This is a genomic window from Variovorax ureilyticus, assembly GCF_037889935.1.
Classification (GTDB): Bacteria; Pseudomonadota; Gammaproteobacteria; order Burkholderiales; family Burkholderiaceae_C; genus Variovorax; species Variovorax ureilyticus.
On sequence record NZ_JBBKZU010000013.1, the window covers coordinates 210,325 to 223,759 of the forward strand.

At 70.1% G+C, this 13,435-nt stretch carries 12 protein-coding genes and 1 pseudogene; 6 read left to right on the top strand and 7 right to left on the bottom strand.

The features are described from left to right. Nucleotides 1–39 precede the first annotated feature (39 nt). Nucleotides 40–1,059, top strand: a complete 1,020-nt coding sequence (locus WKW77_RS26235; protein ID WP_340359823.1) for a Bug family tripartite tricarboxylate transporter substrate binding protein — start codon at nucleotides 40–42, stop codon at nucleotides 1,057–1,059. Between the two features lie 21 nt (nucleotides 1,060–1,080). Here WKW77_RS26235 and WKW77_RS26240 read toward each other — a convergent pair whose 3' ends face one another. Beyond that, nucleotides 1,081–1,731: a LysE/ArgO family amino acid transporter gene (locus WKW77_RS26240; RefSeq protein WP_340359824.1), complete on the bottom strand. Its 651-nt coding sequence runs from the start codon at nucleotides 1,729–1,731 to the stop codon at nucleotides 1,081–1,083. Between the two features lie 73 nt (nucleotides 1,732–1,804). On the opposite strand from WKW77_RS26240, the gene WKW77_RS26245 reads away from it, so the two are divergent. Further along, nucleotides 1,805–2,701 carry a LysR family transcriptional regulator ArgP gene (locus WKW77_RS26245; RefSeq protein WP_340359825.1) on the top strand — a complete coding sequence of 299 codons (897 nt, stop codon included), beginning with the start codon at nucleotides 1,805–1,807 and terminating at the stop codon, nucleotides 2,699–2,701. A 23-nt stretch (nucleotides 2,702–2,724) separates the two neighbouring features. On the opposite strand, the gene WKW77_RS26250 is transcribed toward WKW77_RS26245, so the two are convergent. Both WKW77_RS26250 and WKW77_RS26255 read right to left on the bottom strand, forming a co-directional pair. Then, nucleotides 2,725–4,023: a flavin-dependent oxidoreductase gene (locus WKW77_RS26250; protein WP_340359826.1), complete on the bottom strand. Its 1,299-nt coding sequence runs from the start codon at nucleotides 4,021–4,023 to the stop codon at nucleotides 2,725–2,727. Then, the gene (locus WKW77_RS26255) at nucleotides 4,020–5,435 is read right to left on the bottom strand and encodes a hypothetical protein (RefSeq protein WP_340359827.1); all 1,416 of its coding nucleotides are present in this window, start codon (nucleotides 5,433–5,435) and stop codon (nucleotides 4,020–4,022) included. The genes WKW77_RS26250 and WKW77_RS26255 overlap by 4 nt, the downstream gene beginning before the upstream one ends. Nucleotides 5,436–5,687: 252 nt before the next feature. Here WKW77_RS26255 and WKW77_RS26260 point away from each other — a divergent pair, with 252 nt between their 5' ends. Next, nucleotides 5,688–6,218 (top strand): GAF domain-containing protein, encoded by a 531-nt coding sequence (locus WKW77_RS26260; protein WP_340359828.1) that lies wholly within the window; start codon nucleotides 5,688–5,690, stop codon nucleotides 6,216–6,218. A gap of 12 nt (nucleotides 6,219–6,230) precedes the next feature. On the opposite strand, the gene WKW77_RS26265 is transcribed toward WKW77_RS26260, so the two are convergent. Beyond that, nucleotides 6,231–6,713 (bottom strand): Lrp/AsnC family transcriptional regulator, encoded by a 483-nt coding sequence (locus WKW77_RS26265; protein ID WP_422823275.1) that lies wholly within the window; start codon nucleotides 6,711–6,713, stop codon nucleotides 6,231–6,233. 153 nt (nucleotides 6,714–6,866) lie between these two features. Here WKW77_RS26265 and WKW77_RS26270 point away from each other — a divergent pair, with 153 nt between their 5' ends. The 3 genes and pseudogenes from WKW77_RS26270 to WKW77_RS26280 all read left to right on the top strand — a co-directional run bounded on the left by WKW77_RS26270 (nucleotide 6,867) and on the right by WKW77_RS26280 (nucleotide 10,626). Beyond that, nucleotides 6,867–8,036 carry a M20 aminoacylase family protein gene (locus tag WKW77_RS26270; RefSeq protein WP_340359830.1) on the top strand — a complete coding sequence of 390 codons (1,170 nt, stop codon included), beginning with the start codon at nucleotides 6,867–6,869 and terminating at the stop codon, nucleotides 8,034–8,036. A 154-nt stretch (nucleotides 8,037–8,190) separates the two neighbouring features. Then, nucleotides 8,191–9,384, top strand: a pseudogene (locus WKW77_RS26275) (diaminopropionate ammonia-lyase); the annotation flags it as partial. Nucleotides 9,385–9,393: 9 nt separating this feature from the next. Beyond that, nucleotides 9,394–10,626: a M20 family metallo-hydrolase gene (locus WKW77_RS26280; protein ID WP_340359842.1), complete on the top strand. Its 1,233-nt coding sequence runs from the start codon at nucleotides 9,394–9,396 to the stop codon at nucleotides 10,624–10,626. 15 nt (nucleotides 10,627–10,641) lie between these two features. Here the strand turns inward: WKW77_RS26280 and WKW77_RS26285 are convergent, their stop codons facing one another. From WKW77_RS26285 to WKW77_RS26295, 3 genes are all read right to left on the bottom strand, one after another. Then, nucleotides 10,642–11,559: a protein NO VEIN domain-containing protein gene (locus WKW77_RS26285; RefSeq protein WP_340359831.1), complete on the bottom strand. Its 918-nt coding sequence runs from the start codon at nucleotides 11,557–11,559 to the stop codon at nucleotides 10,642–10,644. Between the two features lie 82 nt (nucleotides 11,560–11,641). Beyond that, complete coding sequence (locus WKW77_RS26290) at nucleotides 11,642–12,418, bottom strand: alpha/beta hydrolase family protein (protein ID WP_340359832.1); 777 nt, start codon at nucleotides 12,416–12,418, stop codon at nucleotides 11,642–11,644. Next, nucleotides 12,402–13,340 carry a DUF3182 family protein gene (locus tag WKW77_RS26295; RefSeq protein ID WP_340359833.1) on the bottom strand — a complete coding sequence of 313 codons (939 nt, stop codon included), beginning with the start codon at nucleotides 13,338–13,340 and terminating at the stop codon, nucleotides 12,402–12,404. Before WKW77_RS26295 ends, WKW77_RS26290 begins: the two co-directional genes overlap by 17 nt. Nucleotides 13,341–13,435: the final 95 nt, after the last annotated feature.

Genomic DNA, 13,435 nt, shown 5'->3' on the forward strand with positions numbered 1-13,435 from the left:
CCACGCCTTCCTTCGCGTCCACACATTTCGGAGACATCCATGAAAGCTGAGACTTCCATCACCCCGTCCGTTCCCGCCATGGCCCGGCGGGCGTTGCTCGGCATGGCCGCCGTGGCGCTGCTGGCCGGGACTTCGCTGCCGGCCCATGCGCAGGACGCGGCAGCGAACTATCCCAACAAGATGATCCGCATCATCGTGCCCAACCCGCCGGGCGGCACGTCGGACGTGCTGGGGCGCCTGCTCGGCAAGGAGCTGGGCGACGCGTTCAAGCAGACGGTCATCGTCGAGAACAAGGCCGGCGGCAACGGCCACATCGGCGCGGCATTCGTGGCCAAGTCCGCGCCCGACGGCTACACCCTTTTGCTGCTCGACATGAGCGTTCTGACCATCGGCCCGAGCGTGGTGACGCAGCTCACCTACAACCCGGAGAAGGACCTCGCGCCGATCGCGATCCCGGCCTATTCGCCGCATCTGCTGGTGGTGCGCAAGGACCTGCCGGTGAAGAACATCGACGAGCTCGCCGCCTATGCCAGGAAGAGCGGCAAGCCCGTGAGTTTCGGCACGCCGCTGGCGTCCATCAGCCAGCTCGCGGGCATCCTGCTCGCGCAGAACCGCGGCTTCGAGTTCAATGTGATCGGCTACAAGGGCGGCTCGCAGGCGCTGGCCGATCTCTCCGGCGGCCAGATCGACAGCGCGATGGCAAGCGTGGTCGCCACCAACCAGCTGGTGCAGGGCGGCAAGGTCAAGGCGATCGCGGTCACCAGCGCCAAGCCGTTCGCGGCGACGCCGGGCGTGCCGACCGTCGCATCGCAGATCCCCGATTTCGTCACCGGGTCGTGGCAGGGACTGCTCGCGCCCGCCAACACGCCGCCGGCCGTGCTCGACAAGCTGCAGGCTGCCGTGCAGCGCATCGTGACGCAGCCCGAGTTCGCGAAGCATCTGCAGGACCTCGGTTCCGAGCCTTCGCCGATGAACCGTCAGCAGATTGCCGAATGGATGCGCGCCGAGTCCCAGCGGTGGGGCAAGGTGGTCAAGGACAACAACATCAAGGCGGAGTAGGGCGGGGGGCGTGCGCCGTCGTCAGAAGCCGGCGAAGACGCGACCCATGAGCAGCACGGCGAGCACGCCCATGGTGAGACCCACGAGCGCGTCCAGCACCTGCCACGCCCGCGGCCGCGCGAACCAGGGCGCGAGCCAGCGCGCGCCATAGCCGAGCAGACCGAACCAGCAGAGGCTCGCCGCGCTCGCGCCGGCCACGAACCAGCCCCGCAGCGCGGCGGGCTGTTGGGCGCCGATGCTGCCGACCAGCAGCACGGTGTCGAGGTACACGTGCGGGTTGAGCAGCGTGAACGCGGCCGCCTGCGCCAGCACGGCGGCGCGGCCGGGATTCGCCGCGCCTTCCGCCGCATGCAAGCCCTGCGTGCGGCGCGCACGCCGCAGCGCCTGAACGCCGTAGGCCGCGAGGAAGACCGCGCCGGCCAGCGCGAGCCCCCGCGCCAGTCCGGGCCGATCCCCGAGTGCATGCGCCATGCCCAGGACGCCCGAAGCGATCAGGACGCCGTCCGCCACCGCGCAGAACAGCACCACACCGCCCACGTGCTCGCGCCGCAGCCCCTGGCACAGCACGAAGGCGTTCTGCGCACCGATCGCGACGATGAGCCCGAACGAGAGAGCCAGCCCCTGGACGAAGACGGGCAAAGCGAGTGAAGCGTTGGCGAGGAGCAGCGGCATGCCCCAAGCTTGCCTGCGCGGTTGGCTGAAGACAAACTATCTCTTCTAATCAAGATTTAGAAAAACTAATCCGATGCTCGACTATTCGGCGCTCTCCGCGCTGGCCGCCGTGATTCGCGAGGGCAGCTTCGATCGGGCGGCGCGTGCGCTGCACGTCACGCCCTCGGCCATTTCGCAACGCATCCGCCTGCTCGAGGAGCGCGTGGGTTGCGCGCTGGTCGTGCGTGGGCAGCCCTGCACCGCCACCGAGACCGGCCGGCGCCTGTGCCAGCACGTGGACCGGGTCCGCCTGCTCGAGCAGGCGCTGGAAGGCGCGCTGCCGGCGCTCGCGCCCGAGGGCGCCGCGCGGGTGCCGCTGCCCGTCGCGGTGAACGCCGACAGCCTTGCCACGTGGTTCGCGCCGGCGGTAGCCGCATTCGCGGCGGACGCGCCGGTGCTGATGGAAATCGCCGTGGACGACCAGGACCACACCGCCGAGTGGCTGCGCAGCGGCGCGGTACTCGCCGCGGTGACCGGCACCGCCCGACCGGCCGCGGGCTGCGACAGCCGCCCGCTCGGCGTCATGCGCTATGTGGCGGCGGCCAGTCCGGCCTTCGTGGCGCGGCATTTCGCGCGCGGGGTGGGGGCACGCAGCCTGGCGGCCGCGCCGAGCCTGGTGTTCAACCGCAAGGACACGCTGCAGGCGCGCTGGGCGCGGCGCCTGTGCCATCGGCATGTCGAGCTGCCGCGGCACGCGCTGCCGTCCTCGCACGCGTTCGTCGCGGCGTCGCTGGCCGGCATGGGCTGGGGGCTGCATCCGCTGGCGCTGGTCGCACCGCATCTTCGCGAAGGGTCGCTGGTCGAACTGGTGCCCGACACCCCGCTGGACGTCCCTCTGCATTGGCAGCAGGCGCGCGCGGCCTCGGGCCTGCTCGATGGACTGACCCGCCAGCTCGTCGCCGCAGCACGGAAGGCGCTGCTGCCGGCCTGAACGGCTTGTCTGGTCTGTCCGACTTACGCGACGTGCATCCGGGCCCCTGGCGCGATGGTCGGCGGCGCCGAGTTGAGCGTCTCGATCGCGAAGCCCGCCGCGGCCTTGTAGCGCGCCATGAAGGCCTCGCGCTCGGCCGCGGGGATGACCTGCTCGATGTCGTCGAACACGCCGCCGCAGCGTTCGTCCACCAGCCCGAGGATGCCGAAGGGGCCGGCGCCGCGATTGCGCAGCACCAGCGCCGAAATGTCGGCGCACAGCCGCGCGTCGTACGCATCGAGCGCCGCCGGCGTCACGCCGTGCGCCAGCATCGAGGCACCGAGCACGCGCGCGTCGACGATGGCCTGGCTCGCGCCGTTGGAGCCCACGGGGTACATCACGTGCGCCGCGTCGCCGAGCAGCGCGACGCGGCCGTCGACCCAGGTCGGCACCGGGTCGCGGTCGATCATGGGGTATTCGAAGACCTCCTTCGCGCCACGCAGCATCGCGGGCACGTCGAGCCAGTCGTAGTTCCAGCCTTCGAAGTGCCCGATGAAGTCGTCCACCGAGACCCGGCGGTTCCAGTCGCCCTGGGTCCAGCCTTCGGAGTTGTCGACCGTGATCTCGGCGATCCAGTTGATGGTCGCCAGGCCCGTCGACGGATCGGGCGGCGAGATCGGATAGAGCACCACGCGGTGCCGCAGCGATCCGACGCCGACGAACGAGGCGCCGCTGCGGACCGGCACCCCCGGCGTCGTGCCGCGCCACAGGATCGCACCGCCCCACTGGATCGGCGGCTGCGCGGGGTGCATCTGCGCGCGCACCGCCGAATGCAGGCCGTCGGCGGCCACCAGCAGGCGGCCTTCGGCTTCGATGCGCCGGCCGTCGCGCGTCTCGACGAACGCGGTCACGCCGTTCGCGTCGTTGCGATAGCCGGTGACCCGGTGGCCGACCCGCACCGCGTCGGGGCCGAGCCGTTCGAGCGCCGTCCGGTAAAGCAGCATCTGCAGTTGCCCGCGATGCACCGAGTACTGCGGCCAGCGGTAGCCCGCGAGCAGGCCGCGCGGCTCCGAATAGATGTCGTTGCCGTTGCGCCCGACCAGCGCCCATTCGCGCGCCTGGATGCCGATGCGATCGAGCGCGGGGGCGTCGATGCCGAGGTCGTACAGCTCGCGCACCGCGTTGGGCTGCAGGTTGATGCCCACGCCCAGCGGCTGCAGCTCGGGAACCGCCTCGAACACGATGCAGGGCACGCCGATCTGGTGCAGGGTGAGCGCGAGGGCGATGCCCCCGATGCCGCCGCCGGCGATCAGCACCGGACGGGAATCGAACGAATGAATCATGGCGCCGATTGTCGGGGACGCATCGATCCGGCCTGCGAGACGGCGGCCAGGAGATCGCCTGTGTACAGCATCGCTTCCCGGGCGCGGCGCGCGGTGTCGTATTGGTTCAGCGTCGCGCGCAGACGCGGCTCGTGCGGCAGGGCTTCCCACACGGGCGCAAGGCTGGCGTGCGGCGGCGCGGCACCGTTGGCGAGCGCGCAGGCGAAACCGAGGCTGGCGGGCTCCGAGAGCAGCACGGCCTTGGCCGCCGCGCCGAGCAGCGTGGGGCGCGATTCCGCCGGTGCCGGGCAGAGGTAGATCACCGGCGCCGGCAGCGATGGGCCGAGCGGCGCCAGCGCGCGCAGGGAACGGCCGCGCAGGCGCACGGGACCGTCGACCGAGGCGAAGGCAAAGGATGCATCGGCGTCCGCCTGTGCGAGCCGCGCGAGCCCTCGCAGCAGGCGCGGCATGTCCGATGTCACGGCGGCGGGTGCGGCCTTCACTTCGGCCAGCAGGACGACGTCGCAGAGGCCGCCGCCGATGCTCCTCACGAGGGCAGCGTCCCACTCTTCCTTCGACCGGTCGCCGCCGCCGGACAGCACGCGCGGCGTGAGCAGGCTGCGCAGGACGCGGTACGTGCTGCGCTCACCGCCTTCCAGTCCGTTCAGGAAGGTGGCCACCTGCCCGAGGGCTTCCGCCGCCGCCTGCTCGGCCTGCGCGCCCTCCCTCGCCGCGGCGCGGCCCTGGTCGAGCGCGACATCGCTTCCCGCCGCCGGCACGCGCCGGGCGCGCAGTGCGCGATAGTGCCGGACCGCTTCCAGCGCGGTCATCGCTTCCGCCGTGATCCGCCGCTGCAACGCGGGGTGCTTCGCGAGATCGCGCACCAGCGTGTGAAGCGCCGCGTCGTTGCCGATCGACAAAGCGCCGAGGGATTCGGCCTCCAACGCGAGCGCGCGCCATTCTCCGGCTGAGGCCAGCGCATGCAGGTGCGACAGGGCATCGCGCCGTGCGCCCTCCGGCATGTCGCGCAGCTTGCCGGGGTGCGCGAAGGCATCGACCGCCGCACGCACCGCGCGCGCATCGACGGGTGCGGTGCTCTCGACCTGCACCCAGTCGCGAACCTGCGCGTCGCGCGAGTACAGCACCTGGGCCTGGAAGACCGGGTCGCCGCCGTCGGGCGCCATGGCGCGGCGGATCAGCGCGGCCAGCGCGGCGGTGAAGGCGTCGCCCAGCGCGGCGGGCATGGGTGCGGCGCGTTCCCCGGCGGCACGCGCCGATTCGATGGCGAACGCGAGCGTGGCCTCGGTGCCCGCGGCGACGGCCGCATCGAGATCCGGCGGCAGCAGCGGCGACCTGTATCGCCGCGGCACCGTGCGCAGCAGATCGTGCAGCGCAGCCTGGGGCCGGTCATCCGATGCCGGGGACGTTTGCACAAGAGTCTCCTTGCCTGCGGCGCCCGGGCCGCAGGAGCGTTGCATTTTCGCTGCGCGAGCGGCGCGGATCGTGCAAGAAAAACGTATTCAAAAGAACCTCGGCTGTCGGATATGGACCACGCCTTGGGATGAATTCCTGCGTCTTTTCTCCGTTCGCGCCTTTCGCGGGGCTGGGGCCGCGTACCATGCCACCCGCCAAACAGGAGCGAACCGACAGTGGAAAGTGGGAGAGAGAGGCCGGCGTTCGATCATGTGGAATGGTCGGAACGTATCGCGGCAATCACCGCCGAGGCCTACGGGGTCGACGGCATTTCATGCATCGAACGTTCGATCGGCGGCCTGTTGCGCATCGTGCGCGAGCAGATCGATCTCGAAGTGGTCTTCGTCGGCGAATTCGTCGAAGGCCGGCGGATCTTCCGCCACGTCGCCGCCAGGGACGACGACGCGATCATCGAAGTCGGCCAGTCGCACGAGATCGACCAGACCATCTGCCAGCGCATCGTCGACGGCCGCATGCCCCATGTGATCGATAGCGTCGCGGGGGTGCGCACGCAGTACGGGCTGTCGCCTGCCTATGGCGTGCTCGGCGCGCACATCGGCGTGCCGGTGCGCTTCGCGGATGGCGGCCTCTACGGCGTGCTGTGCGGATTCAGCCTCGAAGCACGCGACCACCTCGGCGAGCGCGATCTCAAGCGGATGGAAATGGCGGCCAATGCGGCGGCCCGGCTGCTCGCGCAGGCGCGCGGCCTGGATGTCGAGCCGGTGGCGCAAGCGCTGAACTGACGTCGGCGCGATTCAGGCGGGCTCGCCCGCCGGCGGCGGCAGCGGCACGCGGGTCTCGAACTTCGAGCAGTTCATCGCGAACATGCTCTTGAAGTTGCGCACGTTGTTGTTCGACGAGAAGACCTCGCGGGTGAAGGCGTGGTACTGCGCCATCGACTCGGCGCTGACGATGATGAGGAAGTCGAACTCGCCGGACACCTCGTAGCAGGCCATCACGTCTTCCTCGGCAGCCATGCGCTTTTCGAACTGCGTGAGGAGGGCGGCGTTCTGCTTGTCCAGTTCCACCGACACGAACACCGTGAGCGGCCGCCCGACGAGCTGGCGATCCACGATCGCGACCTGCTTTTGCAGCACGCCCGATTCGCGCATCTGCGCGATGCGCCGCTGGCAGGTGGCCGGCGAACTGCCCACCTGGTCGGCCAGCGTGCGCACCGGCAGCGAGGCGTCTCGCTGAAGGAGATCGAGCAGCGCGGTGTCGAGCGCGTCGAGCGCCACCGGAATGCCTTTCTTGCCAATTCGTCGAGACATCTGGAGCTCCATGGCGGGCTGCATGAGACAAACAACTCACCAATCGCGCCATCGGTGGTGATTCCGCTCGCGATGATGCACCAAGAATTCTGTCCATAGAAAAGGCAGGAGCCAGCCGCCATGGACACCACGAACGACATCGCACCCGAAGCCGAGTGGGTGCGCTGGCGACACGACTTTCACCGCTTTCCCGAGACCGGCTTCGACGAGCGGCGCACCGCGGCCCGTGTCGCGCAGATCCTCGAAGTGCTGGGGCTGGACGTGCATCGCGGTATCGGCGGCACCGGCGTCGTCGCGAACCTGAAGGTCGGCAGCGGAAGCGGCGTGATCGGGCTGCGCGCAGACATGGATGCGCTCGCGATGCACGAGAGCGCCGAGCGCCGCGACTATGCCTCCGCGAACCCGGGCCGCATGCATGCCTGCGGGCACGACGGCCACATGGCGATGCTGCTCGGCGCCGCGCAACTGCTCGCCGCCAGCCGCGACTTCGACGGCACCGTGCGCTTCGTCTTCCAGCCCGCCGAGGAGCATGGCAAGGGCGCGGCCGCGATGCTCGCCGACGGGCTTCTGGAGCGCTTCCCGATGGACGAGATCTACGGCGCCCACAACATCCCCGGCATGCCCGCCGGGCATTTCGCGACCCGCGTGGGCGGCATCATGGCCAGCGAGGACAACTTCATGATCCGCATCACCGGGCGCGGCGGCCACGCGGCCCGGCCGCACATGGCGGTCGATCCGCTGGTCATCGGCGCGGAGATCGTGCTGGCGCTGCAGACCATCGTGGCGCGCTCGGTCGATCCGCGCTGTTCGGCGGTGGTGTCGTGCACCGAGTTCATCACCGACGGCATCCGCAATGCGATCCCGACCGAGGTGGTCATCAAGGGTGACACGCGCAGCGATGCGCCGCAGGTGCAGGCGCTCCTCGAAAAGCGCATGCGTGAACTGTGTGAGGGCATCTGCCATGCGCACGGCGCGTGCTGCGTCGTCGAATACACCCACGAGTTCGCGCCCACGGTCAACTGGCCGCAATGCGTGCGCGTCGCTGTCGAGGCCGCACGCACTGTCGCCGGCGCGGCGCAGGTCGACGGGGATGTGGCGCCGATGATGATTTCCGAGGACTTCGGCCGCTTCCTGCAAAGCATTCCCGGCGCCTTCGTGTTCATCGGCAACGGCGACGGCGACGGCCCCGGCGCGGTGCCGCTGCACAACGCGCGCTACGACTTCAACGACTCGATCCTTCCCATCGGAGCGCGCTACTTCGCCGAACTGGCGCGCATCCGGCTGAAATGAACCCACCCCCAGCCTCGCCCACTGCGTGTGGCCCTGCACCCCCTTGCAGGGGGCAACCCCGGCGGCCCGGCCTAGCCGGTTCCGCGGGGTTCCTGGTCTCGGCTGTGCCGGCTTCATGCGCCCTGGGCGGCGCGTAGTGTTATGGACAACTGACATGTTCCTGCTCAATTCCCACGCCACACGTCGTCCTTACGACATCGATCTTCAGGCCATCCTGAGCGTTGCCGAAGGGCACGCAAGCCGGCAGCGACTGTCGACATGGGACCGGCTCTCGCCCTACCCGACCCCGGCGTGGTCGCTGCCCGGTCTCGCGGCTTCGCTGGGCATCGCGGGGCTCACGCTCAAGGATGAGTCGAAGCGTTCCAGCCTCGGCAGCTTCAAGGCGCTCGGCGCGCCCAATGCGCTCATCCGGCTCGTGCTGCGCCGCTGGCCCGATCGTGCACGGCGCGCGGAGGACCTTTTTCGCGGATCGCATGCTGCCGAACTCCGTGACTTCGTCGTCATCAGTGCCACCGACGGCAACCACGGCCGCGCGCTGGCCGCTGCCGCGCAGAGCATCGGCTGCCGCTGCGTGATCGTGCTGCACGCGCATGTCAGCCGGGAGCGAGAGGACGCGATCGCCGCGTTCGGCGCCGAGATCGTGCGCATCACCGGCAACTACGACGAATCGGTGGAAGAGGCCGCGCGGCTCGCGCGCGCCAACGGCTGGGAGGTGGTGTCCGACACTTCGTACGAAGGCTATGAGGACGTGCCGTGCGACGTGATGCAGGGCTACGGCATCGTCGCCCAGGAACTGCTCGAGACCGCGCCTTCCGGTGCCTGTCCGTGGACGCATGTGATCCTGCAGGGCGGCGTCGGCGGGTTGGCCGCCGGCATCGTGAGCCACTTCTGGGAGCGCTACGGCGAGCGCCGCCCGCGCTTCATCGTCGCGGAGCCCGAGCAGGCCGACTGCCTCTGTCAAAGCGCGCTGCAGGGTCGTCCGGCGCGCGCGACCGGCAGCGTGGATTCGGTGATGGCGGGTCTGGCGTGCGGCGAGACATCGCCGCTCGCGTGGCGCTTTCTGCAGCCGGCGGTCGATGTCTTCATGACGGTGTCGGATGCGAAGGCGGTGGAGGCGATGCGCCTGCTGGCCGGCGGAGCGCATCGCGATGTGCCGGTGATTGCGGGCGAATCCGGCGTCGCGGGGCTGGCCGCGCTCGAACGCATCGCGCGCAACGAGGGGTGGCGGAAACAGGCAGGCCTCACCGCGGACGCGCGCGTACTCGTCATCAACACCGAAGGGGCCACCGCGCCGGCGGTGTACGAAAGTCTCGTCGGACGTTCGCATGACGAGGTGCTTGCGGCCCAGCAGAAGTGGCTGCGGCAGCGCTCGGTCGGCGAGGCGGCGCTGGTCGAACGCATCGAGGCGCACGCGGCCATCGGCGCGATCGAAGGCGGCGGCGTGTGCCGCATCGCGCTGACCGACGCCGACCGCGAGGGCCGCGACCGGCTCGTCGCGTGGATGCGCCAGCTCGACCTCGACGTGTCCATCGACCGCATCGGCAACATCTTCGGCGTGCGGCGCGGCAAGGCGGACCTGTCGCCGGTGATGACCGGCTCCCACATCGACACCGTCGCGACCGGTGGCCGCTACGACGGCAACTACGGTGTGATGGCCGGGCTCGAAGTGGTGCGCTGGCTCAATGAACGCGGCATCGTCACGCACCGGCCGCTCGTCGTCGCGGCATTCACCAACGAGGAGGGCGTGCGCTTCCAGCCCGACATGATGGGCTCGCTGGTGCATGCCGGCGGCCTGGCATTGCAGCGGGCGCTCGACACCCGCGGCACCGACGGCGCGCGGCTGGGCGACGAGCTGGCGCGCATCGGCTACGCCGGCGAGATGGCGTGCGGATCGATCGTGCCGCATGCGTTCGTCGAATTGCACATCGAGCAGGGTCCGGTCATGGAAGCCGAAGGCGTGCAGATCGGCGCGGTCGAGAACCTGCAGGGCATCTCATGGCAGGAGTTCACCATCACCGGCCAGTCCAACCATGCGGGGACCACGCCGATGCGCCTGCGCCGCGACGCCGGCTACTGCGCGGCCGCGATCTCGGTGTTCGTGCGCGAGCTGGCGCTGCGCTACGGCGGGAGCCAGGTCGCGACCGTCGGGGCGATGGACCTGCACCCGAACCTCATCAACGTCATCCCGGCGCGCGCGACGGTCAGCGTCGACCTCCGCAACACCGACGAGGCCACGCTGCAGCGTGCGGAGCGGGAACTCGCCGCCTTCGTCGAGAAGCTCGCCGACGCGCAATCCGTGCGTATCGACACACGCCGGCTCGTGCGATTCGAGCCGGTGGTCTTCGACGAGCGGTTGGTGCGCGTCATCGAACGTGCATCGCAGGCGCGCGGCCACGCCACGCGGCGCATGACGTCCGGCGCCGGCCACGACGCGCAGATGATGGCCCGCGTGTGTCCGTCGGCGATGGTGTTCGTGCCCAGTGCGCTCGGCATCAGCCACAACCCGCGCGAACACACCGCGCCGGCAGACTTGCTGCGGGGCGCGGACGTGTTGCTCGATGTGCTGCTGGCGCTGGCGGAAGAGGCCTGAAAGGGCTGAGCGCCGCTACGACGGCTGCAACCCCGGCGCGCTGTCGACCTCGGAGCCGCGGTAGAGCTTGTGCTGCGCCGCAGGCCCCGGCGCATCGCTGACCACCGCCAGGCGCCACGGATCGCCGGCCTTGGCGCACGCGCGTTCCGCGCTGCTGAGCTGGAAGCCGGGCGCGCCCGACTTCGTGCCCTTCACCGCGATCTTCAGCAGCGTCTTGCCCTTCTTGTCCGAGACCTCGATGTCGTAGCCCAGGCCCTGGGCCGTGACGTTCTCGGCCTTGTAGCCGTAGCCTGCGAAGTGCTTGGTCAGGTGCTCCATCGCGGCGGCGTGCAGCTCTTCGGGCGATGTGGGGACGGCGAGTGCTTCCTCTGGCGCCGGCTCGGGCATGGCGGCGCGGGCACGCGCGGCCTGCAGCTCTTCGTCGCTCGGCGTCCAGCCGGGTTCGCCGCGCACCAGGATCGCGAGCTGCCGGTCCGCATTCCAGTCGGCGATGTGCCATTCCTCGTCGTCGGGCACGCGGACGGACACCTTGGCCGTCTTGTCCGACTCCATTTGGAGCACGGGCACGCGGTTGGTCTGCAGCACCACGCGAACGCCCTGGCCTGCGTCAACCGCGCGCTTGAGCAGGCCGTGGCGATCCTTGGCGCGCTGCGCCTGCTGGGCGCTGCGGTCGCCGCCGCCGATGCGGATGAGCGGATTGAGCGATTCGATGTAGAACCAGCGCCCGCTGGCGCTCACGTTGACGAGTTCCGCCCACAGCGTGGCGATGACGTTGAGGCTGTCGCCGGTGGCGAGCCAGGCGAGGTCGCCTGCTTTTTCGCGGGCGTCGAACACGCCCATCCTCGCGATGATGTCGACGGGCGTGCGCTTTTCGCCCATGAGGCGCTTTTCATTGATGATCCCGAGCACCGCGGGATCGACTTCCTTGTCCATTCGGCTTGATCTGACGAGTTGAGTTCGCGTCGAGTATGCCTCTTGCCGCACCGGGCCGGCACCACGGGGGCACCTCGCCGGCCTACGCCGGCACGCGCGGCACCGGGCGGATCTTGCCCGTCGCGGCCTTGGCGCCGAGCACCATCTCGGTCATCCAGCTCACCAGCTGGATGCCGTAGGCGTGCCGCATCTCGTCGGTCGACAGCGCGTGGTCCGCGTCGGCGAGCACGCGGTAGGTGACGGAGCGCACGTGCCTGAAGGCGTGCACGTAGTTCTCGATCACCTCGTGCGGCACCGTCTTGTCGATCTCGGACTCGACCACCAGCACGTCGCCGTTGAAGTCCGCGCAGGCCTGCAGCGCCCGGTTGTCCTCCGGGCGGATCGCGGTGCGGCGATAGGCGTTGAGGTCCTCGCGGTCGAGCTTGCCCTTGGGAACGTCCCAGTTCTCGTCGCGGTAGATCGCCGGCGCGCGCAGCGCGAGCCAGCGGATCGGCCGCAGCGCGCTTGCGAGCGCCGCGAGATAGCCGCCGTAGCTGCTGCCGACGATGGCGATCGAGTGCTCGTCCACGCTCGGATGGGCCGCGAGCGCGTCGTAGGCGGCGAGCACATCCTGCAGGTTGTCCTCGCGCGTCACCGCCAGACGCTGCGACTGGTGGCGCGCGTGGCCGCGCAGGTCGATCGCCAGGCACACGCAGCCCAGCGCCGCGAGTTCGTGCGCGCGCGCGTTGTACTGGTCGCGGCTGCCGTCCCAGCCGTGCACGAGCAGCACGCCAGGGATCACCTGGGGAGGTGCGACCAGCGTGCCGTCGATGTGCTGGCCGGCCACGGGGATTTCGATGGTTCTAGTCAGCGTCGGCATCGGGGTGGATGAAAGCGTACTTGGCGATCGGTCCGATCTCCGGATCGTGGCCATGGAAATAGACCGTCGCGCCCGGCGGCGGAGCCGCACCGCCGTAGGCCTCGACGCACGAGGCACGGACCACCTGGCGGTCTCCGCTCAGCTGAAAGGCCTCCAGCGCCGCAATCTCGGCGCCGGTCGCACCGCCGAGGCGCCACGACTGCTCGAGCACGCCGCTGCACGGTTCGCCGCGCGCGTTGCGGCCCTGCGCCACGTCGTAGTTGATGCGCGAGGCGAAGAAGCCGGGGTAGCAGTCGATCACCGCGGCGTGATAGAGAGACGCCTGCTCGACCGCGCGCCGCACGCCCGCCGAGAGCGGCTGCTGCAGCAGCGCGTCGAAATCGCCGCGCACCATGTGCACGTCCGTGCCGCCGTAGATGGCATGGTTGCGGTTGCTGCGCGTCTCGCGCTGCACGCCGTGGTAGCTGGCCACGATGCCGCCGACGCGCACCTGGCCCACGCTGTGGACGATGGGGTCGTCGAGGTTCTCTTCCAGCACCACGCCATCGGTGCGCAACGCCTCCGGGTCCAGGGCATCGAGCCGGTGCGCGAGCTGCGCCGCGTCGCCGACCACGCGCTGGTCCTTTCCGCCGGCCGAACGCGCCGGCTTGATGCGCACCTCGCCGCCTGCGAGCAGGTGCTCGCCGGCCTGCTGTGCATCGGCGCGCGTGAAGGCGGAGAAGCCTTTCAGCGTGGCACCGGCGACCGCATCGCCAAAGCGCGCCACCCAGCCTTCGGGCCGCGCGGCGTCTGGACGCACCAGGGGATGCGTGATGACCTTGGACGCGACGAACAGATGCGGCACGACGCCGCCGAACAGATCGTCGGGGCCGCGGATGCCGAGCGCAGCCGCAGCATCGACGTGCAGCGTGTCGCTGGGCACGAAATAGCCGATGCCTGCGAAGCCCGCATCACCGGTATGAACGGCCGCGGTGAAGTTGGCTGGGGAGTCGACGAGGTTTCATGGCTCCAAGCGGC

Coding starts and splice junctions, on each gene's coding strand:
- WKW77_RS26235 (WP_340359823.1), top strand. CDS start 40: ATGAAAGCTGAGACTTCCATCACCCCGTCCGTTCCCGCCATGGCCCGG.
- WKW77_RS26240 (WP_340359824.1), bottom strand. CDS start 1,731: ATGCCGCTGCTCCTCGCCAACGCTTCACTCGCTTTGCCCGTCTTCGTC.
- WKW77_RS26245 (WP_340359825.1), top strand. CDS start 1,805: ATGCTCGACTATTCGGCGCTCTCCGCGCTGGCCGCCGTGATTCGCGAG.
- WKW77_RS26250 (WP_340359826.1), bottom strand. CDS start 4,023: ATGATTCATTCGTTCGATTCCCGTCCGGTGCTGATCGCCGGCGGCGGC.
- WKW77_RS26270 (WP_340359830.1), top strand. CDS start 6,867: ATGGACACCACGAACGACATCGCACCCGAAGCCGAGTGGGTGCGCTGG.
- WKW77_RS26285 (WP_340359831.1), bottom strand. CDS start 11,559: ATGGACAAGGAAGTCGATCCCGCGGTGCTCGGGATCATCAATGAAAAG.
- WKW77_RS26290 (WP_340359832.1), bottom strand. CDS start 12,418: ATGCCGACGCTGACTAGAACCATCGAAATCCCCGTGGCCGGCCAGCAC.